Below are 25,033 nucleotides of genomic sequence, written 5' to 3'. Positions count from 1 at the left end.
GGCCCGGGGGCATACCGGGCCGCCGCCTACCCTTTCATGGTGCCCCTCGGCCTGCACTGGCCGATCAACGCGATCATGCTCCTGAACATCCAGACGCTCGGGTACGACTTCATCCAAGGCCCGATGGGTGCGTGGAACTTCGCATGCTTCGGTGCGACCGCCGGTGTGCTCGTGCTCTCGCTCCGCCACCGTGACACCCAGATGCGGCAGACGGCGACCGGCGCGCTCGCCGCAGGCCTGCTGGGCGGCATCTCGGAGCCGTCGCTCTACCGCATCCATCTGCGGTTCAAGCGGATCTATCCGCGCATGCTCGTAGGCTGCTTCGTCGGCGGTCTCACGATCGGCATCGGCAGCCTGATCATGGGTCTTCCCGACGGGGTCACCGGGCCCGGGCGCGGCCATCGAGCCGGTCGGCGACACCGTGTTCTCGCCGGGAGCGGGGGTGATCGCCGCGGCCCAGCCGACCGGGCACGCGTTCGGCATCGTCCTCGACGGCGTGCGGCCTACTCGCGATGCGCGGCGTAGTAGGCGAGGAGCGCGCGGGTCGAGGCATCCTGCGCGGCGATCGCCGCCTCGTCGCCCTCGATGGCCGGCGCGATCTGCAGAGCCAGCTGCTTGCCGAGCTCGACTCCCCACTGGTCGAACGAGTTGACGCCCCAGATCACGCCCTGCGTGAACGTGATGTGCTCGTACAGCGCGACGAGCTGGCCGAGCACGGCGGGCGTGAGCGCCGGAGCGAAGATCGACGTCGTCGGCTTGTTGCCCGCGAACGTGCGCGCGGCGACGAGGGCCCCGGTGGTGCCTTCGGCCCCGACCTCTTCGGCCGTCTTGCCGAAGGCGAGCGCCTTGGTCTGCGCGAGGAAGTTCGACAGGAACAGGCCGTGCACGTCGCGGCCGCCGTCCTCGAGCGCGTAGGCGGGGTTGGCGAAGGCGATGAAGTCGGCCGGGATGAGGCGCGTGCCCTGGTGGATCAGCTGGTAGAACGCGTGCTGACCGTTGGTGCCGGGCTCGCCCCAGAACACCTCGCCGGTGTCGGTGGTGACAGGGGAGCCGTCCCAGCGGACGGACTTGCCGTTGGACTCCATGGTCAGCTGCTGCAGGTACGCGGCGAAGCGCGAGAGCTGCTGGGCGTAGGGGAGCACCGCGTGCGACTGGGCGCCGAGGAAGTTCGAGTACCAGATGTTGAGGAGGCCCATCAGCACCGGCACGTTGCGCTCGAGCGGCGCGCTCGCCACGTGCTCGTCGACCGCGTGGAATCCGGCGAGCAGCTCGCGGAACACGTCGGGGCCGAGCTCGATCATGAGCGAGAGACCGATGGCCGAGTCCACGGAGTAGCGGCCGCCGACCCAGTCCCAGAAGCCGAACGCGTTGTCGGTGTCGATGCCGAACGCGGCGACCTTGTCGAGAGCGGTCGAGACGGCGACGAAGTGGTGGGCCACAGCATCCGTCCTCGCCTCATACGAGCCGTCGATCGCACCCGACGCCGCGAGGCCGGCCCACAGCCAGTCGCGCGCGAGGCGGGCGTTGGTCAGCGTCTCGAGCGTGGTGAAGGTCTTCGACGCGACGATGAACAGCGTCGTCTCGGGGTCGAGGTCCTTCGTCTTGTTCGCGAGGTCGAACGGGTCGATGTTCGACACGAAGCGGGCCTGGATGCCGGCGGTGGCATACGGCTCGAGGGCCGCCGAGATCATGACCGGACCGAGGTCCGAGCCGCCGATGCCGATGTTGACGATGTGCGTGACCTTCTTGCCGGTCACGCCCTGCCACTCGCCCGAGCGCACGCGATCGGCGAAGGCAGTCATGGCGGTGAGCACCGATTGCACATCCGCGTCGACGTCCTGGCCGTCCACGACGAGCGCGGGCGCGGCGCCCGCGGGCCGCCGCAGCGCGGTGTGGAGCACCGCTCGGTCCTCAGTGGTGTTGATGTGCTCGCCGGCGAGCATCGCGGCGTAGCGCTCGGCGACCCCGGTCTCTTCGGCGAGCTTCACGAGCGCCGCGAGGATCTCGTCGGTCACGAGGTTCTTCGACAGGTCGACGTGCAGGTCGGCGAGCTCGAAGCTCAGACGCTCGGCGCGACGCGGATCGATGGCGAACCAGTCGCGCAGATCGGGGGCGAACGAGTCGCGGATCGAGCTGAGCTCGGCCCAGGCGGAGGTGGTGGTGGCATCGATGGGAGCTGTCACGCACCCCAAGGTACCCGCGCGGGTGCGCGCGTTGGTTACGCGTTACTCACCGACGGCCCGCCGCTGTTGTGAGGCGGGCGTCCGCCCGGCGTTCAGGAAGCCGACCGTAGGGTGGAAGCACCATGCCCTTCCCCTCGCCCGACCTCCGCCTGATCGCCGTCGACATGGACGGCACGCTGCTCGACGGCCACGGCCGCATCCCCGAGGCCCTCTGGCCGCTGCTGGACCGCCTGCACGCGGACGGCATCCGCTTCGCGCCGGCGAGCGGACGCCAGCTCGCGACGCTGCAGCACGCGTTCGCCGAGCACCTCGACGACATGGTGTTCATCGCCGAGAACGGCGCGTACGTCGTCGAGGGCGACGCCGAGATCAGCTCGGACGCGATGGACGCTGCGTTCACGGCGTCGCTCGTCACGCGCCTGCGCGCGCTCGCCGCCGAGGGGCGTGACCTCGGCGTCGTCGTGTGCGGCAAGCGGTCCGCCTACATCGAGCGCGCCGACGACGCCTTCCTCCCCGAGGCCGAGAAGTACTACGCCCGGCTCGAGGCCGTGCCCGATCTGCTCGCCGTCGACGACCAGATCCTCAAGGTCGCGATCTTCGACTTCGCGGAGGCCGCGGCCACCGCCCCGGCGCTCGACGATCTGCGAGCGACCCACCAGGTGGTCGTGTCGGGCGAGCACTGGATCGACGTCATGAACCAGGGCGTCAACAAGGGCGTCGCGCTCAGGCGACTGCAGGCGGCGACGGGCATCGCGCCCGAGCAGACGGCGGTCTTCGGCGACTACCTCAACGACCTCGAGATGATGGATGCCGCGTCCCTGTCGTTCGCGATGGCCAACGCGCATCCGCTCGTCGCGGCGCGGGCGCGCTTCCGCGCCCCGTCGAACCTCGACCACGGCGTCATCACCACGATCGAGAAGCTCCTCGACGGCGTGCCCGACCCCGTCGCCTGACGGAGTCGGTAGCCTTCGGGCATGGCGGTGAGTCAGACCAGGCGTGCGCGCGCCGCGCGACGCCGCGCTCGCCGGGTGGCCGCTGCCGACAACGACCTCACACTCGACGAGTGGGAGGACCTCGTCGAGGCGTGGGGCGCGTGCGCCTACTGCGGCGTGACGGTGGGTCCGTTCCAGAAGGACTGCGTGCTGCCCATCTCCCGCGGCGGCCGCTACACGTTCGAGAACGTCGTCCCCGCGTGCCGGTCGTGCAACGCGAGCAAGTGCAACGACGAGGTGACCGGGTGGCTGCGTCGCAAGCGCCTCGACGAGCGCGCGTTCCTGCTGCGCCATGTCGAGGTCCTCGCCGCGTGGCGCGGCGCGGCCGCGGTGCCCGGTGAGACACCATGACCGTCCTCATCCGTCCGTACGACAGCGCCGACTGGGACGACATCCAGCGCATCCACGACGCCGCCCGGCTCGACGAGCTCCGCGCCGCCGGGCTCCTCGATGCGTACCTCGACCTCGCCGCCACGTATGAGAACGAGGGCCTCTTCGATGACGAGGTGTGGGTCGCCGAGACCGAGGGTGCGGTCGCAGGCTTCATCGCCGGCAGCGTCGGCCCCGGCGGCGGCGAGATCACCTGGATCTACGTCGATCCCGGCCAGTACCGCCGCGGCGTCGGCCGGGCACTCGTCGAGCACTTCGTCGCGCGCTCCGGCGGGCGGGTCGAACTCGAGGTCCTCGACGGCAACGCCGCGCGCGACTTCTACGAGGCGCTGGGTTTCGTGCTCGAGTCGACCACGACCGGCAAACTCGCCGGTAACGAGATGTTCACCGCGACCGGCCACACTCTCGTGTGGACCCCGCCGCAGCTGTAGACATCGCGCGGAATGGGAGGCGGCCCGCGTGCTTCGGGTGCACGCGGGCCGCCGGTTCCGGACAGGCGGATGCTACTGCGCGGCGTAACCGCCGTCGACGAGGTGGTAGCTGCCGCTGACGAAGGTGGCGGCATCCGAGGCGAGGAACGCCACGAGGTTCGCCACCTCCTGCGGGTCGCCGAGGCGGCCCAGCGCGTGCTTGGCGGCGAGCGCGGCCTGCGCGTCGGCGTCGAGGTTCGCGTCGACGAGGGGAGTGTGGATGAAGCCGGGGCCGACCGCGTTCACGCGCACGCCCTGCGTGCCGTACTCGAGAGCGGCGTTCTTGGTGAGGCCGACGACGCCGTGCTTGGCGGTGACGTAGGCCGACGACATGGGGATGCCGACGGAGCCGAGCACCGACGAGATGTTGACGATCGAGCCGCCGCCGTTCTTCGCGATCGCGGGCGCCTGCGCGCGCGTGCCGTAGAACACCGCGTTCAGGTTGATCTCGATGACCTTCTGCCACGAGTCGATCGGGTACTCGCCGATCGGTGCCGCCGCGCCGCCGATACCGGCGTTGTTGACCGCGATCCGCAGGGGAGCGAGGGCCTCTGCGGCCTCGACGGCCGCCTGCCCGACCGCAGGGTCCGCCACGTCGCCGACGAACGCCGCTGCCGTGCCGCCCGCGCCCGTGATCTCTGCGACGACCGCGTCCGCGGCCTCCTGTCGCACATCCGCGACGAGGACCGCCGCGCCGTTGGCGGCGAGGGTGAGGGCGACCGCCCGGCCGATGCCGGATCCTGCGCCGGTGACGATGGCGGAACGCTCCGCGACATCGTACGTAGCCATGATTACCTCCGTTGGTGGCGTCATCGCGTGGCGCCGATCACTTCTCCGACATCTGTCGGCTATACATGACTTAACCTACACCTGTCGAAAAGATTCCCGGAGGCGCCATGGACCCTCGCAAGCAGCGCAGTCGTGATCGTCTGTACGCCGCGGCACTCCGTCTCGCCGAGGATCGGCCGATCGCGAGCTTGACGGTCACCCAGCTCGCCGATGCGGCGGGCGTACATCGCTCGACCTTCTACGAGCACGCGGAATCGCCCGAGGCGCTGGTCGAGGCGGCGCTCACCGCCGAGCTCGACGTGCTGCGCGACGAGCTCATGAAGGACCGATCGGATGCCGCCACCGCCGTCGCGACCGTGACCGAAGGTGTGCTGCACCACATCCTGCGGCACGTCGACATCTACCGCCGCGAGCTCGCGGACGGCGGCGGAGCGCTGCACGCGATGCTGAGCAGGCACTTCCGCGGCACCACCGAGACACTGCTGGACCGCGGGCGCGTCGAGATCGCGGTGCCGGTCGCGGGCGCGACCCCCGCGAGCGTCTCGGACGCCGCCGCGCGCTTCCTCGCGGACGGCACGGTGGGGATCATCGACGGGTGGCTGCGGCATCCGTCCCCGCGGGTCGAGGACTTCCTCCGGGTGTATCTCGCGCTGCTGCCGGACTGGTGGCCGCACCGCCCCGAGGCCTGACCGGGCTAGTCGGCCGCGGGTACCGTTCCCGTGAGCACGGCGATGCCATCGAGCACGGCGCGCGCGGTCGAGCGGGCTCCGAGCACCCGGAAGTGGCCCGACGTCGGGACGGCGATGTTCGTCGCGCCATCGAGTGCGCTCCCCTCGGGGATGTGGGGATCCCACGGCCCGAACACCGACACGATGCGGCCGTTGACCGACGTCTCGCGGCCGAGGGTGAGGATGGTCTCGTCCTTGGGGCTGAAGGCGCGGATGCTCGGGACGACGAAGAGGCGGGCGAGCCGCGAGCCGCCGAACGGCGTCGCCACGGCGACGAGCCCGACCAGGCCGAGCGGGCGACCGCCGTCGGTCGTTGCCGCGGCGCCCTCGGCAGGGTCGCCGCCGGCGGCCGCCGCTGCGGCGGCCCGCGCGGCGGCCCCGGACGAGACCAGCAGGTGCTTGCCGATGAGGCCGCCCTTGCTGTGGGCGACGAGCACGCGCCCGGCGTCGGGCGCCGGCGTGCGGGCGAGCAGGCCGGCGAGGCGCTCCGACGTCGAAGCGATCGTGCGCCGGTTCACACCCAGACCGTGCACCACGCGCACCCTATGGCCCGCCGAAGCGAGCGCGTCGCCCAGGGGGCGCAGGAACGTCCAGTGCTCGTACACACCGGGGATGAGATACACCTCGGGCAGCCCGGGCTCGCCACGCTGCCACGCCGGCGGAGCGGGGCGAGGTCGCCCGATCGCCCATGGGAACGAGAGCACGGCGAGCTGCCGGCGCCCGGCGTAGACGTAGTCGGCGACCCATGACAACCCGCGGCCCACCATCGACGGGCGCGCGAACGTGGTCGCTTCCGGCGGGCGCGGCATGGGCGAAAGTCTAGAAGCCCCGCCGCCCGCGGTGCCGCTCGTGTCGATGCCGGTCACACGGCGCGGACGCTGTTGCTGCGCTTGTCGTGCGTCAGCTCGGCGAGCCCGAGCTCCTCCAGCAGCGGCGGGAGATACATCCCGAACCGTCCGCGGTACCCCTTGCGGAGTCCATACCAGCCGCCGACGGGGTTGCCCTCGTCACGGCCCCACGCTTCGACCGTGCCGTCGGCCGCCGGCTTCTGCTCGTCGGCGGCCCCGAGCGGCACCCAGTCGCCCTGCTCGCGCAGCCACGCCGCGAGGTCGTCGATCGCGCTCAGGTGGTACTTGAGAGTCGTCGAGCCCACCTGGCAGACGAGTGCCGGCGGGTCCGCTGCCTCGTCGCGGTACATCGTGTACTCGCTGGTGCCCGGCGCCGTGGTGAGCTGCCACGGGTCCTCAGCGGTCCCTGAACCGGCCATCTCCATCCCCTCCGTCGGTGCGAGTCTTGCCGGTTCGCGGGGTGACGGCAAGGGGCGCAGCTCAGTCGGCGGCCGAGGCCTCGGTCGTGCCGCGGACACCCGTGATGGCCGACTCCACGACGGAGGCCGCGAGGGCGTCGATGACGGATGCCGGCTGCCAGCGCACCGGGCCGTGCACGGCGATGTCTGCGAAGCCGTGCACCGCCGACCAGCACGCCCACTCGGCGTATGGGCGGCGATCGGGGGAGAGGGCGCCCGCGTGCACCATCGCGTCGAGGGTCTCCATGAGGAGCCGGAACGGGGCGACGATCTCGTCGTCGAGGGTGACGATGCCCTCGTTCGCTTGGGTGTCCTGCGTGAAGAACGCGGTCTCGAACCACCCGCGCTCGGCGCGCGCGAAGTCGATGTAGGCGAGGCCCACGCGGCGCAGCCGCTCGATCGCGGCCTCCGCGGGGGAGAGGTCGCGCGGCGTGGCCGCGACGCGCGAAGTGATCGCGTCGGCCAGTGCCAGCTGCGCCTCGCGGGCGACGGCGCGCACCAGGGCGTCGCGATCGGCGAAATGCCGGTAGGCGGCATTGGGTGAAACCCCGACGGCGCGGGTCGCCTCGCGCAGCGTGACCGCGCCCGGGCCGCCGGTGCGCGCGAGCAGCAGGCCTTTGCTGATCAGCGCGTGTCGGAGGTCACCGTGATGATAGGCGCGCACGGGCGAAGTCATTGCGTCCTCCCGGCCGGGTGTGTACGTTATGAAAACCGAATGTGAACAGTGTCCACATTCACCTTAGGCCCTCGCCCTCGCCGCTCGTTCCACGAACACGCCGAAGGAATCCGTCATGAGCCAGCCGAGCCCTGCCGGGCCCGCAGCATCCGAAGATCCCGTCCAGCACCGCCCCGATGCGCGCACGCTCCGCGCGTTCTACCAGGTGCTCGTCAACACCGCGCTCGCCAACGTGACCTCGAGCTACCTCTGGTTCGCGCTGACGTTCTGGGTGTACCTCGAGACCAAGTCGGTGCTCGCGACGGCGATCATCGGCGGGTCGTACATGCTGCTCGTGGCCGTCTTCGGCGTCGTGTTCGGCGTGATCGTCGATCACATGAAGAAGAAGTCGGTCATGCTGCTCTCGAGCATCGTGACAGTGTCGGCCTACGTCGTCGCCGGCGCCATGTTCGTGGCGTTCCCCGAGAGTGCGCTGCTCGACTGGACCGGTCCGTGGTTCTGGGCGTTCGCGGGCGTCATCCTCCTCGGCGGGGTCGTCGAGAACCTCCGCAACATCGCGCTCTCGACGACGGTGACCCTGCTCGTCCCAGGGGACCGGCGCGACAAGGCGAACGGTCTCGTCGGTGCGGTGCAGGGCATCGCGTTCATGGTGACGAGCGTGTTCTCCGGCCTGTCGATCGGGCTGCTCGGCATGGGCTGGACGGTCGCCATCGCGATCGCTGCCACCGGTGTCGCGCTGATCCACCTCATCTTCGTCCCGATCCCCGAGCGCGGCGTCGCCCACGTCGAGGGGGAGGCGCCGAAGGGCTTCGGCTTCAAGGGCGTGATCCCTGCGGTCATGGCGGTGCCGGGGCTTCTCGCCCTCATCCTCTTCTCCACGTTCAACAACCTCGTGGGCGGGGTCTTCATGGCCCTCATGGACCCGTACGGACTGACGCTCTTCTCGGTCGAGATGTGGGGCATCGTCCTCGGCGTGACGAGCTTCGGATTCATCATCGGCGGCGCACTCGTGGCGAGGTTCGGCCTCGGCAAGAACCCGGTGCGCACGATGCTGCTCGTCAACATCGGCATCGCGCTGCTCGGCATGACCTTCGCGATCCGCGAGTGGTGGTGGCTGTACGGGCTCGGCATCCTGATCTTCATGGCGCTCATGCCCATCGCCGAAGCCTCCGAGCAGACGATCGTGCAGCGCGTCGTGCCGTTCGAGAAGCAGGGGCGCGTCTTCGGCTTCGCCGCGAGCGTGGAGTCCGCCGCGGCACCCGTCTCCGCCTTCCTCATCGGACCCATCGCGCAGTTCTGGCTCATCCCCTACATGAATTCGCCCGAGGGCCAGCAGGCGTGGGGCTGGCTGCTCGGCGAGGGCGAGGCTCGCGGCATCGCGCTCGCGTTCGCCGGCGCGAGCCTGGTGCTCCTGCTGGTCGTGCTGCTCGCCTTCGTGTCCAAGCCCTATCGTGAGCTGTCCGACGCGTACTCCGCGGCCCCGCCGTCGCTCCACACCGACGAGGAGGGGGCGGATGCTGCCACCCCGGCGACATCCGGGACCGACGTGACCGGCGGGGCCGCTGAAGACCTGCGCTCGGGCCTGCGCTGACACGGCGGGTCAGAAGCGGGCGAGGCCTCCGGCAGCCGCTTCGTCAGGACGGCCGGGGAAGACCTCGAGCGCGAAGCACTGGGTGTCGACGGCGACCGTGAGCAGGGTCGCCCACTGATCGATGCGGGGGAGGGTCGGGTCGGGGGTCATGCAGATCTCGGCCGCGGCTCCCTGTCCGCCGCACGCCGCGAGCGCCCGGGCGGTGGGATCCAGGCCGGCGAGGCCGTCCCGCACGTCCTCGAGATGCGCGAGGCGCTCCATGGTCGTGGAGTCGGCGGGCATGGTGTCGCCCGCGAAGAGCGCCGAGTCGAGGAAGTGGTTCGTGTGGAAGAGCCAGCCGTCCGCGGCGGGCTCGACGGCGCCGAGACCTGCGGGAGAAAGCTCGAGCGACGCGGCCCGCGACCCGGCACCGTCGGTCTCGAAGACCGTCAGCACTGTCGAGGCGCTCACCGTCGCGCTCGCTGCGATGTCCCGCGCGTCCCCGATGGACCGGGCCTCTTCGAGCACGCGGCGCGCGATCGCGTGGACGGGGACGCCGCCGGCGTCCGAGTCCGTCTGGTGCGACAGGATGTTGAAGTGCAGGCCGAGCCCGGCGCTGTTGACGCCGATCTTCGCCGCGGTGCCGAACTCGGTGAACATCTTCACGCGCATCCCGCCGGCGGTGGCGAACTCCACCAGGAGTCCCTCCGGCACCAAGAAGTCGTGCCAGTCCCACGTCTGCAGCGTCTCGGCAGCGAGCCGCGGGCCGACATGGACCGCGGTCGAGCACTCGCCCTCCCTCGGCGGCGGTGCCACCGCGAGGATCTCGGTGCGTCCGCCGACGGCGGCGAGCCGCCACGGCTCGAGGCCGGCCGCAGCGGCGATGGCGTCGGCCTCCGCGCCGAGGCCAGGTGCCCAGGTGGCGAGCGAGGCGTGCGTGCGGTCGGCGATCGCCCTCACCGCATCGGAAGGGATGCCGAGCTCGGCGAAGTGCGCGAGGTACAGCTGCGCCGTGCGCCGGTACTGGGTTGCGAAAGCCGCACCCAGTTCGGCGCCGCGCGTGGCGGGATCCGGAGTCGTCGACGTGAAGGTGCGGAGTTCCATGGGTTCTCAGTCGAGCTCGGGCGTGCGCGGGGGAGCGGTGCGGCGCGGCCGCAGGGCCTCGAACGCCGCGGCCCAGGCGAGCAGGTCGGGGTCGCTGTAGGCGCGCCCCGCGATCGTCAGCCCCACCGGCATCCCGATGTCGTCCATCGTGCCCATCGGCACGGTCACCGTCGGGATGCCGAGGTGCCGGATCGCGAGGTTGCCGTTGGCGACCCATACGCCGTTGCGCCAGCCGAGATCGGCGGATGCCGCGTTCACGTCCATGTCGGCGGGGCCGACGTCGGCGACCGCGGGGAAGAGCACGGCGTCGAGGCCGAGGATCGACATCCAGTCCTCGAGGTCGATGCGCCGCGTCTCCTCGAGGCCGCGGACGCCGTCGGCGATCTCGGGGATGTCGGCGAACGACGCGTACGGGTGCTCGCGCACCTGCGCCGGATAGGTCGCGATGTCGTCGTCGAAGCCGGTGTACCGGTCGGGCAGCGCACCGTCGGGGTGCGGGAAGATCGTCGCGCCGTCCACGCCGTCGAGTCGATCGAGCGCCGGGTCGCCGTTCGCTCGCAGGAAGTCGTCCCACGCCCACGCCGAGAGGTCGACGATCTCGCGCTGGAGGAAGGCCTCGGTCACGAGCCCGCGCGTCTTGATCGTCGGGGCGCCCGGGCGATCGCCCTCGTAGTTCGTGACCGCCGGGAAGTCGACTTCCACGACCTCGGCGCCGGCCGCCTCCAGGTCGAGCCGCGCCTTCTCCCACAGCGCGAGCACCGAGGGCCGGGTCTCGACACGGGTGCCCGTCGGTCCGCCGATCCCGCCGTCAGCGGCGGTGCCGGCCTCCGGATCGGCGTTGATGTACATGCGCGGCACACCGAATCGACGCCCCGCGAGGGTCGCGGCGGCGGCGTCGGCATCGCCCGACGCGAGCGCCGGGTACGACGCCGGGCGCAGGGCGGAGGCATCCGGGATCCGGATCCAGGGCTGCGCGCGCCAGAAATCGCCGCGCGTCTCGGGGTCGTCGGCGACCATCACGTCGAGGATCTCGAGCAGGTCCGCCATCGTGCGGGTGTGCGGCACGACGACGTCCATCGTGGGCACGAGCGGCCAGTTGCCGCGCACCGAGATGACGCCGCGCGACGGGGTGTAGGCGCACAGTGCGTTGTTCGAGGCCGGCGCGCGGCCGCTCGACCACGTCTCCTCGCCGAGCCCGAACGCCGCGAAGCTCGCCGCGGTCGCCGTGCCTGAGCCGTTCGACGAGCCCGACCCGAACGCCGAAGTCAGGTACTCGGCGTTGTAGGGGCTCTCGGCGCGGCCGTAGAGACCCCGCTGCATCCCGCCGTTGGCCATCGGGGGCATGTTGGTGAGACCGATCAGCACGGCCCCGGCACCGCGCAGACGCTCGATCGAGAACGCGTCGCGCTGCGCGACGAGGTCGGCGAACGCGGGCGAGCCCGCCGCGACGGTGAGGCCCTTCGCCATGAACGAGTCCTTGGCGGTGTATGGGATGCCGTCGAGCGGCCCGAGCGCGCGCCCTCCGGCGCGACGGAGATCGGATGCCGCGGCCTCGGCCCGCGCGTCGGGATTGCGCACGACCACCGCGGTGAGCGCCGTCGCCGTGCCGGGCGCATCGTACGCGTCGATGCGAGCCAGATACGCGTCCACGAGCTCGACGCTCGTCACGGCGCCGGACTCGAGGGCCTCGCGCAGCTCGGTGATCGTCTTCTCGACCACGGGGTACATCAGGCCATCTCCCGTCGGACACGGAGTCGGAGGTCTTCGGCGACTCGCCGGTTCGCGGCATCCGCTCCTCGGCGCGTCGCCGCGACGCTCCGATTCTGTGCGCGCCCAAGGCTCATCGCGCCACCACCGTCGGCTGCTGCTGCGTGATGCAGTGGATGCCGCCGCCGCCCGCGAAGATCTGGCGGGCGTCGACCGTCAGCGCGCGGCGCCCCGGGTACGCGGCCTCGAGGATCTCGCGCGCCTGCGCGTCGGCGCGGTCCTCGCCGAACCCGCACGCGATGATCCCGCCGTTGACGACGAGGTGGTTGACGTAGCTGTAGTCGACGAATCCCTCATGGTCGCGGAGACTCTCAGGGGCGGGGAGGTCGATGATCTCGAAGGTTCGGCCCGCGGCATCCGTCTGCTCCGAGAAGAAGGCGCGCAGATCGCGCGACACCTCGAAGTCGGGATGCTCGGGATTCTGCTGCGCGTGCAGCAGGATGCGGCCGGGGGTCGGGATGGTGGCGACGATGTCGACGTGGCCGTTCGTGCCGAACTCGTCGTAGTCGCGGGTGAGGCCGCGGGGGAGCCACACGACCTTCGTCGCGCCGATCGTGCGGTGCAGTTCCGCCTCGACGCGTGCCCGGTCGGCGAAGCGGTTGCGGCGCGGGTCGAGCTGCACGGTCTCGGTGACCAGCACCGTGCCTTCGCCGTCGACGTGGATGCCGCCGCCCTCGTTGACGAGCAGCGAGCTCACCAGCTCGGCGCCGACGAGGTCCGCGGTGAAGCGGGCGTGCTGCGCGGCCTTCTCCCACGAGGCCCATTCGGGCGCGCCCCAGCCGTTGAAGATCCAGTCGACGGCGCCGAGCGCGCCGGGACGCTGGTCGTCCACGACGAACGTCGGACCGTGGTCGCGGAACCAGAACTCGTCGACCGGCGTCTCGACGATGTCGATGGCGGAGTCGAGCATGCGCTGGGCGCGCTCGGCCTTCGACGGATCGACGAGCATCGTGACCGGCTCGAAGCCGGCGACGGCGTTGGCGACCGCGCTCCACGCCGCGTAGAAGCGCTCCTGCTCGGCTGGGTCGTCGCCGAGCGTCGGCCCCTCGTTCGGGAACGCCATCCACGTGCGCTCGTGCGGATCGCCCTCGTGCGGCATCCTCCAGGCCATCGGCGCCCCTTCGTTCGGTGTTTGTCGCGGTGGCGGTCGATGCGCCTTGCGAAGTAATTGATCTAGCGATCAATAGGAAAGATACCTATGCTGGCGAGACCATGTCAAGCACATCGTCACGGCCGCGGACCCGCAAGGCTCCCGCCGAACGGGCTGCCGAGATCGTCGCGGCGGCGACCGCGATCGCGCGGGAACAGGGACCGAGCGCCCTCACGCTGCGCGCAGTCGCCGAGCGTGCAGGAGTCGCCTCCGGCCTCGTGGCGCACTACCAGCCCTCGATGGACGACCTCGTCGCGCGCGTCTACGCCGACCTCGTCGATGAGGAGGTGCGCGACGTCGAGGGGGTCGTCGGTGCGGTCGCCGATCCGGGTGCACGGCTCGGGGCCCTCATCGACACCCTGATGGACGGCGAGCGCGAAGAGCTCACCGTCGTGTGGGTCGAGGGGTGGGCGATGGCCCGCCGCAACGACGCCCTCGCGCGTGCCGTGCGGGCGCAGATGGAGCGCTGGCAGACGCTCGTGGAGTCGATCATCGAGGACGGATGCCGCGCCGGCGCCTTCTCGACGACCGAGCCCGGCGAGGTGGCGTGGCAGCTCATCGGCATGATCGACGGACTCAACGCGCAGTCCCTCTCGCGCGGCACCGACACGACCCGGTTCGCCGCCCGCACGGCCCGCGCGGCGGAGGCCCTCGTCGGCGCCGCGCCCGGATCGGTGCCGATCCCGACATGACGCGCCTCCCGTGGAACGAGATCCCGCCGCCGCTGCGCGCGCGGGTGGAAGAGGTGCTCGGCGAGCCCGTGGTCGAGGCGCTGTCGCAGACGGGCGGGTTCTCGCCCGGGTCCGCCGACCGCGTGATCACGGCATCCGGCCGCCGCGCGTTCGTCAAGAGCGCCGGGCTGTCGCTGAACGCCGACACCCCGGGAATCCACCGCGCAGAGGCGGCGATCACGGCAGCACTTCCGCCCCACGTCCCGGCGCCGGCACTCCTCGGCTTCGTCGAGCACGACGACTGGGTCGCCCTCGTGCTCGAGGACGTCGAGGCGCGGCATCCGTCCACTCCGTGGGAGCCTGGCGAACTCGAGGCCGTCCTCGAAGCGCTGCACGCGATGACGGCGACGCCGCTGCCCGCGGACGCCGCCGTGACGACGCTCGCCGACGCGATCGCGGGCGACGCCGCCGAATGGCAGCGCATCGACCCTGTGACCCTGCCCCCGTTGCCACGCGGACTCGACACGTGGGTGCGGGCGCACCATGACGGTTTGACGGATGCCGCGGCCCGCGCCGTCGCGGACGTGCGCGGCGACCGGCTCGTGCACTTCGACACCCGCGCCGACAACATCCTGCTGCGTGAAGACGGGTCGGTGGTGCTGATCGACTGGCCGTGGGCGGCGAGGGGCGTGGCGTGGTTCGACGCGCTGTCGCTCCTCATCAACGTGCGCTACTACGACCCCGATGCCGACATCGAGCGCCTGATCGGGCGGTACGCGATCTTCGACGGCATGCCTCGCGATGCCGCGACCCGTGTGCTCGCCGGCTTCGCGGGCATGTTCCTCGGGTCATCGCTGCGGCCGGTGCCGCCGAGGATGCCGACGCTGCGCACCTTCCAGAGGGACCAGGCGATCGTGACGCTGGACTGGTTGCGCGAGCGCTGGGAGAGGTGAGACCCGACGTCCGTCCGTGACAGCCCCGCGCGCGACACGCGGCGCGCGCGGGGCAGCAGGGCCAGGATGGAGCCATGAGCGCGATCCCCACCGTGACCTTGAACGACGGCGCCTGGTTCCCCGAGCTGGGCCTGGGCACCTACGGCCTTCGGGGCGAGGAGGGGATCGCGGCCATGGTCGGCGCGATCGGCTCCGGCTACCGGCTGCTCGACACCGCGGTCAACTACGAGAACGAGCGCGAGGTCGGCGAGGCCGTGCGGCGCAGCGACGTCGACCGCGGCACACTGCTGGTCGCGTCGAAGATCCCCGGTCGCCACCACGGCCGGCAGGAGGCGGTCGACAGCGTCAAGGGCTCGCTGGATCGGCTGGGCCTCGACCGCATCGACCTGCAGCTGATCCACTGGCCGAACCCCAGCGTCGGCAAGTACGTCGACACCTGGCGCGGCCTCATCGAGGCGCGTGAACTCGGACTCGTCCGCTCCATCGGCGTCTCCAACTTCACCGAGGACCAGCTGACCGAGCTCATCGAGGAGACGGGCGTCGTGCCCGCGGTGAACCAGGTCGAGCTGCACCCGTACTTCCCGCAGGCGAAGCTTCGCGCGTTCCACGCGACGCACGGCATCCGCACCGAGAGCTGGAGCCCGCTCGCCAAGCGCAGCGAGCTGCTGACGGAGCAGATCCTCACCGAGCTCGCGACGGTCCACGACGTGACGCCGACGCAGGTGGTGCTGCGCTGGCACACGCAGCTCGGCAGCACGCCGATCCCCAAGTCGGCCGACGCCGACCGACAGCGTGAGAACGCAGACGTCTTCGGCTTCACGCTCACTCACGATCAGCTCGCGGCGATCAGCGCGCTCGAGCGCGGCCGTCTGTGGGACGGCGACCCGAACACCCACGAGGAGATGTGACCGAACGGATGCTGCGACCCGGCGCGTCGCGCAGGGTCGCAGCATCCGCTCCGGTTCAGGCGTCGGGGAGGGCGTCGAGCCACTCGGCGAACGTCTGGGTGCCGCGCAGCGCATCGGGGCCGGGAAGCAGCGCTCCGGAGCGGAGGGCGCGGCCGAGGCCGCCGGGGGTGTTCACGACGGGGATCGGGCCGCGATGGCCGATCGCGCGGGCGTAGCGGTGCACCATGTCGGCGAGGCTCTCCTCCTGCGGTCCGGCGAGGTCGGTCGCGCGGCCGGCGGGACCCTGCTCGGCCAGGTCGACGAGGTGCGCGGCGACCTCGTGCACGGCGACGGGCTGCACGCGACCGGACGGAGTGACATGGGCCCCGGCGTGGCCTCGGTGGTACATCATCGCCGCGTACTCGTGGAACTGTGTCGTGCGCAGGATCGTCCACGGCACGTCGCTGCCGGCGACCAGCCGCTCCTGCACCAGCTTTCCGGCGTAGTAGCCGTCGGGGGCCGCCTCGGCGCCGACGATGGTCAGCACCAGGTGGTGGGCGACCCCCGCTGCGCGCTCGGCCATGAGGAGGCTCTTCGTGGCCCCGGCGAAGAACATCACCGACACGTCGGGCTTCGCGGTCGTCACATTGGTCACGTCGATCAGCGCGTCGACCCCGTCCAGCGAGCCCGCGAGCCCTGCGCCGCTCAGGAGTTCGACCCCCGTGCGGCGGGACAGGGTGCTGACATCGTGGCCGCGCCCGCGCGCGATCTCTGCGATGTGCCCGCCCGTCATGCCGGTGCCGCCGGCGATGGCGAGTCTCACGAATCCTCCTGGTGCGTGTGACCCCGACCCCCGCTCAGCGTAGACCTGCTCGGTCCTGCTGCACGATACGAGCGGCTCGGGCTCGCTCGGGGGAGAGTGCGCACCCGAGCCGCTCACGGAGCGGCCCGACGGGCGCACCGCCTCGATCGGAGGGAGGCGCGCTGCCGCCGGTCGGATACGGGCTCAGCCGATTTCGGCGAGCCACTGCGCGAACGTCTGGACGCCCAGCACCGCGCCGTCGCCCGGGAGCGCGAGACCCGCCCGCATGCCCTTCATCTGCGCGCCCGGCAGGCTCACCGAGGGGATCCAGCCGTCGTGGCCGGTGCGCCGGGCATACGCCTTGACCATCCCGTCGAGCCGCTCCTCGCGCGGTCCGGCGAGGTCCGCGGCGCGGCCCTGGGGTGCGCCGGCGGCGAGTCGGGCCAGGTGGGCGCCGACCTCGCGCGCGGCGACCGGCTGCACGCGCGCCCTCGGCGCGACATGCAGCGGCCCGACCTTCGCCCGGTCGAACAGTTGGCCGGCGAACTCGTGGAACTGCGTCGCGCGCAGGATGGTCCACGGCACGGGCGCTGCCTCGACCACGCGCTCCTGCGCGAGCTTTCCTGCGTAGTAGTCGTACGGCATCCGGTCGATCCCCACGATCGACAGCAGCACCACGTGCGGAACGCGCGCCCGAGCGGCCGCGGCGACGAGATTGCCGGTCGCGGTCTCGAAGAACCGCGTGGCGGCATCCGCCGACAGCGTCGAGACGTTCGCGGTGTCGATGACCGCGTCGACGCGGTCGAGCGCGGCGTCCAGACCCGCCCCGGTGGTCAGATCGACGCCGGTGCCGCGACTGAGCACGACCGGGTCGTGTCCGTCCGCCCGCACCGCCTCCACGACATGGCTTCCGACGACACCCGTGCCTCCGGCGACCGCGATCCTCATGACATCACTCCTCTCGTCCCCGAACGGGGATCTCGACAGTCCGACGATGCGGCACGCGAGAATGTGAGGAATCGGCTCACATTCTCCGGGCATGCGTCGCCGGAACATCGAGAAGGGATCACGGATGCCTCCCACCGACGAGGTCGAGAGCGAACGCCGGGCCCTCCTCGGCCTCTGCTACCGCATGCTCGGCACGGTGGCCGACGCCGAGGATGCGGTGCAGGAGACGTACGTCCGCTGGCTCCGCCTGTCGGACGAGGAGCGGACCGCGATCCGCAACCCCGCCGCCTGGCTGACCCGGGTCGCCGGACGCGTGTGCCTCGACATGCTGGGCTCGGCGCGCGCCCGGCGCGAGCACTACGTGGGGGAGTGGCTGCCGGAGCCCGTGCCGCAGGGCTCACCGCTCGCAGCATCCGTCCCTCTCGACCCGATCGAGCAGGTCACGCTCGACGACTCCGTCTCGATGGCACTGCTCGTGCTGCTCGAGTCGCTCACCCCTGCGGAGCGCGTCGCGTTCGTGCTGCACGATGTCTTCGGCGTGCCGTTCGCCGAGATCGCCGAGACGGTGGGGCGCAGCGCGGATGCCGTGCGGCAGCTGGCGTCGCAGGCGCGGCGGCGCGTGCGCGAGCATCGCACGGGCGCAGCCTCGCGGGAACAGCATGACGCGGTCGCCCGCGCCTTCGCGGCGGCGACCGCCACCGGCGAGCTCGACGCCCTCGTCGCGGTGCTCGATCCCGGTGTCGTGCTGCGCTCGGACGGCGGAGGACGCGTCTCGGCTGCGCTGCGTCCGGTGCGCGGCGCCGACCGCGTCGGGAGGTTCCTCCTCGGTCTGCCGCGGCTGGAGCCCGACGCGGTGCTCGTCGCGATCGAGACGCCTGACGGGCTGGGATTCCTCGCGACGATCGACGACGAGCCCAGCGCACTGGTGTCGCTGGAGGTGCGCGACGGGCGGGTCACCGACGTCTACATCATGCGCAACCCCGACAAGCTCACGCAGTGGAGCTGACGGATCCACATTCCGCGGGCCGAGGAGCGTCGGTTAGCGTGGAGCGCATGGCGTCCCCCTCGAACTCCACCGCTTTCGATTCGCTCACCGACTACATCGCCCTTCCGCGGGTGGAGGCGCTCGCCCTCTCACCCGACGGGAAGACCGCCGTGCTCACCGTCGCTGCGCTGAAGAAGGACGGCACCGGCTACGACCGGTCATTGTGGGCGGTGCCGGCGACGGGCGGCGGCACGCCGCGACGGCTGACGCGGTCGGCGAAGGGCGAGGCGGGCGCCGCGTTCACGGCCGGCGGCGACATCCTGTTCGTCTCCGCCCGGCCCGATGCCGACGGCGACGCCGACGACGAGTCCGGCCAGCTGTGGCTGCTGCCCGCCACCGGCGGTGAAGCGCGGCCCGTGACGCGACTGGCGGGCGGGGTCGACGGCATCGCCGCGACCGCCGACGCTTCCGCACGGCTGGTGATCTCGGCCTCCCTGCTGCCGGGCGCCGACACACTCGAGGGCGAGGCGGCGCTGCGCGCGAAGCGCAAGGAGAAGAAGGTGTCGGCGATCCTGCACGACACCTACCCCGTCCGCTACTGGGACCACGACCTCGGCCCCGCCGAGCCGCACCTGCTCGCGATCGACATCGACGCCCTCGAGGACACCATCGCCGCGGCGGTGGCGGACACGGCGGCAGCAGACGCGTCGGAAGCGGATGCCTCGACCCCCGCGGACGCCGGGGCCCCGGCGTCCGGGACCGAGGCGAACCCGTACCCGGCGACCCTGCCGCGTCCGCGGGACCTCACGCCGAAGCCGGTGCGGTCGCTCGACCACGCGGAGGCCGCGCTCACGCCGGACGGGGCGACGCTCGTGGTGTCGCTCGAGCACCGTGAGCAGCGCGCCGGGCGCCGCGTGATCGTCGCGATCGATACGGCGACCGGCGAGCGCACGACGCTGTTCGATGAGGTCGGCGTGGACTACGAGATGCCTGCGATCAGCCACGACGGCGCGCGCATCGCCTACCTCCGCACGGTCCAGAGCAGCCCGGCCGCTCCCACGGACTACGAGATCTGGGTCGCCGGGATCGACGGCAGCGGCGCACAGCGCGTCGCGGCCGAGTGGGACCACTGGGCGTCGTCGCTGGAGTTCGCGGCCGACGACACGGCGCTCATCGCGACCGCCGACCACGACGGCCGCGCACCGGTGTTCCGCATCCCCGTCGACGGCGGCGCGCCCGAGAAGCTCACCGACGACGACTTCGCGTACGCGAACGTCGTGGTCGACCGCCGTACGGGGGATGTCGTGGCGCTCCGTTCGTCGTGGGTCGTGCCGCCGCACCCCGTCCGCATCGCACGCGACGGCGCGGTGACCCCGCTCGCGACGCCGGCGCCGACGCCGGCCGCCCCGGGCTCGATCACCGAGGTCGAGACCACCGCTGAGGACGGCGCCCGCGTGCGCGGCTGGCTGCTGCTGCCCGAAGGGGCATCGGAGGATTCGCCGGCGCCGCTGCTGCTGTGGATCCACGGTGGTCCCCTCAACAGCTGGAACGCGTGGAGCTGGCGCTGGGCACCGCTGCTCGCGGTTGCTCGCGGGTATGCCGTGCTGCTGCCCGACCCCGCCCTGTCGACCGGCTACGGCCTGGACTTCATCGCTCGCGGCTGGAACAGCTGGGGTGGCAAGCCGTACACGGACCTGCTGTCGATCACCGACGCCGTCGAGGCCCGCGACGACATCGACCAGACGCGCACCGCCGCGATGGGCGGATCCTTCGGCGGTTACATGGCCAACTGGGTCGCCGGTCACACCGACCGCTTCCAGGCGATCGTGACCCACGCGAGCCTCTGGGCGCTCGACCAGTTCTCGGGCACGACCGACAGCTCGGAGTACTGGCAGCGGATCTTCACCCCCGAGGCGATGACCGAGCACTCGCCGCATCACTTCGTGCGGGACATCCGCACGCCGCTGCTGGTCGTCCACGGCGACAAGGACTACCGCGTGCCGATCGGCGAGGGTCTGCGGCTGTGGTCGGAACTCGCCGAGCACCATGCCGACGAGGACGGGCGCATGCCGCACCGCTTCCTGTACTTCCCCGACGAGAACCACTGGGTACTCAAGCCCCAGCACGCCGTCGTCTGGTACGAGACGGTGTTCGCGTTCCTCGGCGAGCACGTGCTCGGCGAGGAGCCGTCGCGCTACGAACTCCTGGGGTAGCACGCGGCGCCGAGCACACCGTCGGAGGTCTTCCTCGACACGCCGGAAGACGGATGCCACGTCCCGGCGTGGCGGGCGGATCCTCCGATTCTGTGCACGCGGTTCAGGACGCGTGCCGGACTTCGCAGTCGCTTCCCGGCGACAGGATCGCCTCGTGCCCGTCGTCGTAACGGACCACGAGCAGCGGGTTGTCCCCGGTGCCGCGGACCTCGATGACCTCACCCGCGCGCTCCACGGCACCGACGACACGGCCGTGGATGATCACGCGATCGCCGACGCTCGCTTGCATGGCGGACCACCTCCTGGCGCTCACCATACGACGCGGCGGCGGCCAGGGGTAGGGGTGAGCGGGTGCGACGCCTACAGCTGGGCGCCGTCGTCGTCGCGATCTTCGAGCCCGACACTGCGCCCGCGCCAGGACTCGTAGGCCATGAGCCACCCGATCGACACCGCGGCGGCGAGCACGACGCCCAGCAGCACGTTGCCCCAGATGAGTCCGAAGACGATCCCCAGCGTGAACATGAGGGCCGTGCCGAGCGCCCAGCCCGAGTGCCCGCGCGTCCAGCCTCTCCGCGTCGTGGTCATGGCGAAAGCCTAGGGGTGCGGCGGAGCCCGTGGGCCGCCTGTGGCCCGGAGGCTCTCGGTAGGTTGGAAGGACCCACCTCATACGGAACGGATGCCATGACCCTCAACGTCAGCCCGCTCACCCTCGGCACCTCCCCTCTCGGACGAGGCACCGAGCCCGGTTCCCCCGAAGAGGACGCCGCCGTCCGATTCGCAGAGCAGCTGTTCGACAGCAGCCACGCCTTCATCGACACCTCCAACAACTACTCCGGGGGGCGGTCCGAGGCGGTGCTGGGCCTCGCGATCGCACGGAAGGGAACGGATGCCGCGACCCGCGTCATCTCGAAGGTCGATTGCGACCCCGAGACCGGCGCGTTCGACCGCGACCGCGTCATGCGCTCGTTCGAAGAGACGACGGCGCGCCTCGGCGTCGAGCGTCTGCCGCTGCTGCACCTGCACGATCCCTACACCGTCACCTTCGACGAGGCCATGGGCCGCGGCGGCGCGGTCGAGGGACTCATCGAGTTGCGCGAATCGGGTCGAGTCGACGCGATCGGCGTGGCCGCGGGACCGGTCGGGATGATGGCCGGCTACGTCGAGACCGGCGTCTTCGACGCCGTGCTCATCCACAACCGCTTCACGGTCGTCGACCACTCCGCCGCGACGGTGTTCGCCGACGCGCGCGAGCGCGGCATGACGGTGTTCAACGCGGCGCCGTTCGGCGCCGGCATCCTCGCCACCGGGGCGCGCGAGGGTGCGATGTACGGTTACCGTCCGGCGACCCCTGAGCTGCAGGAGTGGGTGTCGCGCCTCGAGCGTGTCGCCGCCTCGTTCGGGGTCAGCCTTCCGGCGGTGGCTCTGCACTTCTCGCTGCGGTCGCCGCTGGTCGACTCGACCGTGGTCGGCATCTCGTCGGCGCGGCGTCTCGCGCAGCTCGACGAGCTCGCCGCGACGCCGATCCCCGACGAGGTGTGGACCCAGCTCGAAGCACTCGGGCCCGCGCCGTCGCCCGTAGACGACAGCGCCTACGCCTGATCGCTGGCACCCTGCGTCGAGCGAGCGCGGACCCCGGCTCCTGCGGGGGTCCGCGCCGTGGGCTCACGCCTGCTGGGCGTTGACCGCGACCATCCAGTCGATGCCGAAGCGGTCGGTGAGCATGCCGAACTTTCCGCCCCACGGCGGGGTGTCGTACGGCATCGTGATGGTGCCGCCGTCGGCGAGCTTGTCCCAGAAGCCCTGCAGCGAGGCCTCGTCGTCACCGCTGACCGAGACCGAGATGCCGGCCGGCCTCTCGTAGTTCATTCCGGTGGGCGTGTCGGCGCCCATGAGGATGAACCCGTCGGGGCTGGTGAGCTGCGCGTGCATCACGAGGTCGTTCTCGGAGGGGTCCTGCACCATCCCCTCGAACTGGCCGAACGTCGAGATGTCGAGGTCGCCCCCGAACACGCTCTGATAGAACGTCATCGCCTCGCGGGCTTCGTTCTTGAAGGAGAGATACGGGTTGAGGCTGGGCATGTCGAACTCCTGAAGTGGGTGGTGGATGCCGCGCCCGGCCGCGTGGCGCGTCCCAGTGTCGTCGTGACCTCCGACATCCACAAGGAGGTCCGCGTCAGGTGTCCTTGGGCCCCTCCGCCGCCCACGCGATCGCGTCGTCGAGCGCCGACACCGCGAAGATCCGCAGCTCGCAGGGGAACAGGAACGAGATGCCGTGGATCACCTCGCCGATCAGGCTGTGGTCGGTGACGAGCGCGATGCGCCCCCACACGTCGGCCGGCTTCCCCTCGAGCTTGGCGTCCTGCCAGAGAGCGCCGAGCGAGTAGCGCTCGAACTCGTCGCCGAGGACGTAGACCAGGTTGACCTTGCGGCCGGCGTCCACCGCCGCGTCGATCGCCGGGTCGAGAGACCCGACGTAGTCCGATGCGTCGACGGCGCCGATGGCGCGGAACCCGATGACGCCGTCGGGCAGGCCGTGCAGAGACTCGATCATGCGTCCATCGTGTCGGCGGACGCCGCGACCGCGGCGCGGACGCGCGGAGAGTCAGCGGTCGCGGTGGTCTTCGGGGTGCAGGCGCGCGCCGCGCCGGGGCTCGCGCACACCGCTCGCCCCGATGAGACGGATCACGCGCTGGCGCTGACCCGGCCACGCGGCCAGGAGCCGCAGCATCCCATCGTCGTCCGTGCGATGGCCGGTCAGCGCGTAGCCGACCTCGTGAGCCAGGTGGTAGTCGTCGACGCTCACGGCGTCGGCGTCGCCGAGTGCCCTGATGCGAGTCTCCGCGGAGGTCCATGGACCGATGCCGGGCTGGCTCACGAGCACGCGGTCGACGGCCTCGCCGTCGTCGGCGGCGAGCACGGCCCGCACGATCGCGTCGCCGCGGCGGGCGGCGCGCACGACGGTCTTCGACTGCGGCGGTTCGAGCCCCGCGCGGTGCCACACCCACGAGGGGACGCGCTGCCATCCGTCGATCGTCGGCGGGGCGAACATCGGCGCCGGCGTCGGGCCGGGAGCACGCTCGCCGCACCACGTCACGACGCGCCGCCACGCTCCGAACGCCTGCATGCCGGTGACCTTCTGCTCGAAGACCGCGCTCGCCAGGGCGTCGAACACGAGATCGGTGCGCGAGAGGCGCAGCCCGGGATTGCGGTGATGAGCGTCGGCGACGAGCGGATGCCGCGACGCATCGAAGTCGCCGGGCTCGTCGTCCGCACCGCACAGCGCGGGAAGCTGCGCGAGCGCCCACTCGCGGCCCGGACCCCAGGCGGCGCCGCGGATCACGCCCGGGTGCGTCTCCCGGATCGCGAGCGTCGCGATGCCGGCCGGCGTACGGCTCACCCGCCAGATGACCGCGCCCGAGACCGCCATCGTCGGGTCCCCGGCTCCGCGTCGCTGATACAGCACAGTGCGGCGGAGGTCGAGCGGATGCCGCGGCCGGTACTCCGTCTCGAGCGGTCGGCCATAGTCGGGCCGGGGATCGCGGGTCGCCGCCCGTGGACCGAAGCGCTCGGCATCCCTCGCTCGAGGGATGCGCGAGAGCGAGGTGGTCATGCCGCCCACCCTACGCCCCGCCCTCCGACATCGAATCCTGCTCGCCTGTCGCGAAGGGTCGGCGCGGGTGACCCGATGCGACAGGTGGACAGAATGCGATCAGAAGCGGTCGGGCGACGGGGTGCCGTGGCCGTAGCGGATGACGACGTCGGCGTGACGGTCGAAGCGGTAGCCGACGCCGCGCACGGTGCGGACGATGTCCTCGTACCGGCCGAGCTTGGCGCGAAGACGACGCACGTGCACGTCGATCGTCCGCTCGCCCGGGGCGTCCTCGTCGGTCGCGCCCTGCCACAGCGACGTCACCAGCTCGGTGCGCTCGATGGTGCGGCCCTCGCGCAGGACGAGGTACTGCAGCAGCTCGAACTCCTTGAAGGTGAAGGCGGCCGACTCGCCGTCGATGAGCACGCGCTTGCGCGAGATGTCGACGACCACGCCGCCCGAGGCGGGCTCTTCGTCCTCGGGCTCCTCCTGCTTGGTGCGGGCGACGGCCGACGGCTCGTGCAGCGCGAGGCGCACGACGTCGACGTCGCGGCCGCCCGAGCCCACCGGCGCGAGGGCGACGGTGGCGTAGGTCTCGGCGGACGGGGCCAGCTCGGCGAGGGTGCGGCGCAGGGCGTCGACGAGCACGCCGAGGTTCACGCCGGAGGCGGCGGCCTTGGCTTCGTCGATGCCGACGTAGAGGGCGAAGCCGCGCGGGGACGTGCCGGCGGGGAGGGCGCGCCCGGCCGGCTGCGCGGGCTCGGGGGCCGGGGCCGCAGGCGCCTCGACCGCTTCTGATCGCATTCTGTCCACCTGTCGCATCGGGTCACCCGCGCCGACCCTTCGCGACAGGCGAGCAG

Annotated in this window: 27 protein-coding genes and 1 pseudogene; 12 read left to right on the top strand and 16 right to left on the bottom strand. The window is 71.6% G+C overall.

Going from position 1 to position 25,033, the window contains the following annotated elements; genetic code table 11:
- Positions 1 to 24: 24 nt before the first annotated feature.
- Positions 25 to 351, top strand: a pseudogene (locus tag RS82_RS20995) (PTS transporter subunit EIIC); the annotation flags it as partial.
- A gap of 152 nt (positions 352 to 503) precedes the next feature.
- On the opposite strand, the gene pgi reads toward RS82_RS20995, so the two are convergent.
- Positions 504 to 2,183 carry a glucose-6-phosphate isomerase gene (gene pgi / locus RS82_RS06310; RefSeq protein WP_045297744.1) on the bottom strand — a complete coding sequence of 560 codons (1,680 nt, stop codon included), beginning with the start codon at positions 2,181 to 2,183 and terminating at the stop codon, positions 504 to 506.
- Between the two features lie 122 nt (positions 2,184 to 2,305).
- Here pgi and RS82_RS06305 point away from each other — a divergent pair, with 122 nt between their 5' ends.
- The 3 genes from RS82_RS06305 to RS82_RS06295 are packed head-to-tail and all read left to right on the top strand — an operon-like array spanning position 2,306 to position 3,996.
- Entirely contained in the window at positions 2,306 to 3,136 is an 831-nt protein-coding gene (locus RS82_RS06305) for a Cof-type HAD-IIB family hydrolase (protein WP_045297743.1), read from the top strand.
- A 21-nt stretch (positions 3,137 to 3,157) separates the two neighbouring features.
- Positions 3,158 to 3,526, top strand: a complete 369-nt coding sequence (locus tag RS82_RS06300) for an HNH endonuclease (protein ID WP_045297742.1) — start codon at positions 3,158 to 3,160, stop codon at positions 3,524 to 3,526.
- Complete coding sequence (locus tag RS82_RS06295) at positions 3,523 to 3,996, top strand: GNAT family N-acetyltransferase (protein WP_045297740.1); 474 nt, start codon at positions 3,523 to 3,525, stop codon at positions 3,994 to 3,996. Before RS82_RS06300 ends, RS82_RS06295 begins: the two co-directional genes overlap by 4 nt.
- A gap of 72 nt (positions 3,997 to 4,068) precedes the next feature.
- On the opposite strand, the gene RS82_RS06290 is transcribed toward RS82_RS06295, so the two are convergent.
- Positions 4,069 to 4,824, bottom strand: coding sequence for an SDR family NAD(P)-dependent oxidoreductase (locus RS82_RS06290; RefSeq protein WP_045297739.1), 756 nt, complete (start codon positions 4,822 to 4,824; stop codon positions 4,069 to 4,071).
- 107 nt (positions 4,825 to 4,931) lie between these two features.
- Between RS82_RS06290 and RS82_RS06285 the strand changes: the two genes are divergently transcribed.
- A complete protein-coding gene (locus RS82_RS06285) occupies positions 4,932 to 5,513 on the top strand; it encodes a TetR/AcrR family transcriptional regulator (RefSeq protein WP_045297738.1) in 582 nt (193 codons plus the stop codon).
- Positions 5,514 to 5,518: 5 nt separating this feature from the next.
- Here RS82_RS06285 and RS82_RS06280 read toward each other — a convergent pair whose 3' ends face one another.
- The 3 genes from RS82_RS06280 to RS82_RS06270 all read right to left on the bottom strand — a co-directional run bounded on the left by RS82_RS06280 (position 5,519) and on the right by RS82_RS06270 (position 7,534).
- A complete protein-coding gene (locus tag RS82_RS06280; RefSeq protein WP_045297737.1) occupies positions 5,519 to 6,361 on the bottom strand; it encodes an esterase/lipase family protein in 843 nt (280 codons plus the stop codon).
- 53 nt (positions 6,362 to 6,414) lie between these two features.
- The gene (locus RS82_RS06275; protein ID WP_045297844.1) at positions 6,415 to 6,819 is read right to left on the bottom strand and encodes a DUF6855 family protein; all 405 of its coding nucleotides are present in this window, start codon (positions 6,817 to 6,819) and stop codon (positions 6,415 to 6,417) included.
- Between the two features lie 61 nt (positions 6,820 to 6,880).
- On the bottom strand, positions 6,881 to 7,534 hold the full coding sequence (locus RS82_RS06270; RefSeq protein WP_045297735.1) for a TetR/AcrR family transcriptional regulator: 654 nt from the start codon (positions 7,532 to 7,534) through the stop codon (positions 6,881 to 6,883).
- A 115-nt stretch (positions 7,535 to 7,649) separates the two neighbouring features.
- Between RS82_RS06270 and RS82_RS06265 the strand changes: the two genes are divergently transcribed.
- Complete coding sequence (locus tag RS82_RS06265) at positions 7,650 to 9,125, top strand: MFS transporter (protein ID WP_045297734.1); 1,476 nt, start codon at positions 7,650 to 7,652, stop codon at positions 9,123 to 9,125.
- A gap of 9 nt (positions 9,126 to 9,134) precedes the next feature.
- Here RS82_RS06265 and RS82_RS06260 read toward each other — a convergent pair whose 3' ends face one another.
- From RS82_RS06260 to RS82_RS06250, 3 genes are all read right to left on the bottom strand, one after another.
- Positions 9,135 to 10,208 (bottom strand): C45 family autoproteolytic acyltransferase/hydrolase, encoded by a 1,074-nt coding sequence (locus RS82_RS06260; RefSeq protein WP_045297733.1) that lies wholly within the window; start codon positions 10,206 to 10,208, stop codon positions 9,135 to 9,137.
- Between the two features lie 6 nt (positions 10,209 to 10,214).
- Positions 10,215 to 11,936 (bottom strand): amidase, encoded by a 1,722-nt coding sequence (locus RS82_RS06255; RefSeq protein WP_045297731.1) that lies wholly within the window; start codon positions 11,934 to 11,936, stop codon positions 10,215 to 10,217.
- A gap of 112 nt (positions 11,937 to 12,048) precedes the next feature.
- Positions 12,049 to 13,086, bottom strand: coding sequence for an agmatine deiminase family protein (locus RS82_RS06250; RefSeq protein ID WP_045297730.1), 1,038 nt, complete (start codon positions 13,084 to 13,086; stop codon positions 12,049 to 12,051).
- Between the two features lie 101 nt (positions 13,087 to 13,187).
- Between RS82_RS06250 and RS82_RS06245 the strand changes: the two genes are divergently transcribed.
- The 3 genes from RS82_RS06245 to RS82_RS06235 all read left to right on the top strand — a co-directional run bounded on the left by RS82_RS06245 (position 13,188) and on the right by RS82_RS06235 (position 15,657).
- Positions 13,188 to 13,817, top strand: a complete 630-nt coding sequence (locus RS82_RS06245; protein ID WP_045297728.1) for a TetR/AcrR family transcriptional regulator — start codon at positions 13,188 to 13,190, stop codon at positions 13,815 to 13,817.
- Positions 13,814 to 14,749, top strand: coding sequence for an aminoglycoside phosphotransferase family protein (locus RS82_RS06240; RefSeq protein ID WP_045297727.1), 936 nt, complete (start codon positions 13,814 to 13,816; stop codon positions 14,747 to 14,749). The genes RS82_RS06245 and RS82_RS06240 overlap by 4 nt, the downstream gene beginning before the upstream one ends.
- A 74-nt stretch (positions 14,750 to 14,823) precedes the next feature.
- A complete protein-coding gene (locus RS82_RS06235) occupies positions 14,824 to 15,657 on the top strand; it encodes an aldo/keto reductase (protein ID WP_045297725.1) in 834 nt (277 codons plus the stop codon).
- Between the two features lie 55 nt (positions 15,658 to 15,712).
- Here RS82_RS06235 and RS82_RS06230 read toward each other — a convergent pair whose 3' ends face one another.
- Positions 15,713 to 16,459 carry an SDR family oxidoreductase gene (locus tag RS82_RS06230; protein WP_045297724.1) on the bottom strand — a complete coding sequence of 249 codons (747 nt, stop codon included), beginning with the start codon at positions 16,457 to 16,459 and terminating at the stop codon, positions 15,713 to 15,715.
- 183 nt (positions 16,460 to 16,642) lie between these two features.
- The gene (locus tag RS82_RS06225; protein WP_045297723.1) at positions 16,643 to 17,386 is read right to left on the bottom strand and encodes an SDR family oxidoreductase; all 744 of its coding nucleotides are present in this window, start codon (positions 17,384 to 17,386) and stop codon (positions 16,643 to 16,645) included.
- Positions 17,387 to 17,510: 124 nt separating this feature from the next.
- Here RS82_RS06225 and sigJ point away from each other — a divergent pair, with 124 nt between their 5' ends.
- Entirely contained in the window at positions 17,511 to 18,392 is an 882-nt protein-coding gene (sigJ, locus tag RS82_RS06220) for an RNA polymerase sigma factor SigJ (protein WP_045297843.1), read from the top strand.
- A gap of 47 nt (positions 18,393 to 18,439) precedes the next feature.
- On the top strand, positions 18,440 to 20,584 hold the full coding sequence (locus RS82_RS06215; protein WP_045297842.1) for a S9 family peptidase: 2,145 nt from the start codon (positions 18,440 to 18,442) through the stop codon (positions 20,582 to 20,584).
- A gap of 103 nt (positions 20,585 to 20,687) precedes the next feature.
- On the opposite strand, the gene RS82_RS06210 is transcribed toward RS82_RS06215, so the two are convergent.
- Positions 20,688 to 20,873: a DUF1918 domain-containing protein gene (locus tag RS82_RS06210; protein ID WP_045297722.1), complete on the bottom strand. Its 186-nt coding sequence runs from the start codon at positions 20,871 to 20,873 to the stop codon at positions 20,688 to 20,690.
- A 71-nt stretch (positions 20,874 to 20,944) separates the two neighbouring features.
- Positions 20,945 to 21,169: a hypothetical protein gene (locus RS82_RS06205; RefSeq protein ID WP_045297720.1), complete on the bottom strand. Its 225-nt coding sequence runs from the start codon at positions 21,167 to 21,169 to the stop codon at positions 20,945 to 20,947.
- 96 nt (positions 21,170 to 21,265) lie between these two features.
- Between RS82_RS06205 and RS82_RS06200 the strand changes: the two genes are divergently transcribed.
- A complete protein-coding gene (locus RS82_RS06200; protein WP_045297719.1) occupies positions 21,266 to 22,183 on the top strand; it encodes an aldo/keto reductase in 918 nt (305 codons plus the stop codon).
- Positions 22,184 to 22,246: 63 nt separating this feature from the next.
- Here the strand turns inward: RS82_RS06200 and RS82_RS06195 are convergent, their stop codons facing one another.
- From RS82_RS06195 to RS82_RS06180, 4 genes are all read right to left on the bottom strand, one after another.
- On the bottom strand, positions 22,247 to 22,663 hold the full coding sequence (locus RS82_RS06195) for a VOC family protein (RefSeq protein WP_045297718.1): 417 nt from the start codon (positions 22,661 to 22,663) through the stop codon (positions 22,247 to 22,249).
- A 94-nt stretch (positions 22,664 to 22,757) separates the two neighbouring features.
- Positions 22,758 to 23,135 (bottom strand): SpoIIAA family protein, encoded by a 378-nt coding sequence (locus RS82_RS06190; protein WP_045297717.1) that lies wholly within the window; start codon positions 23,133 to 23,135, stop codon positions 22,758 to 22,760.
- A gap of 51 nt (positions 23,136 to 23,186) precedes the next feature.
- Positions 23,187 to 24,194, bottom strand: coding sequence for a DNA-3-methyladenine glycosylase family protein (locus tag RS82_RS06185; protein WP_045297716.1), 1,008 nt, complete (start codon positions 24,192 to 24,194; stop codon positions 23,187 to 23,189).
- Positions 24,195 to 24,293: 99 nt separating this feature from the next.
- Positions 24,294 to 24,977 carry a winged helix-turn-helix domain-containing protein gene (locus RS82_RS06180; RefSeq protein WP_045297715.1) on the bottom strand — a complete coding sequence of 228 codons (684 nt, stop codon included), beginning with the start codon at positions 24,975 to 24,977 and terminating at the stop codon, positions 24,294 to 24,296.
- Positions 24,978 to 25,033: the final 56 nt, after the last annotated feature.

The sequence above is a fragment of the Microbacterium trichothecenolyticum genome (genome assembly GCF_000956465.1).
Lineage (GTDB): Bacteria > Actinomycetota > Actinomycetes > Actinomycetales > Microbacteriaceae > Microbacterium > Microbacterium trichothecenolyticum.
This window is presented reverse-complemented; position numbering and strand designations above follow the sequence as displayed.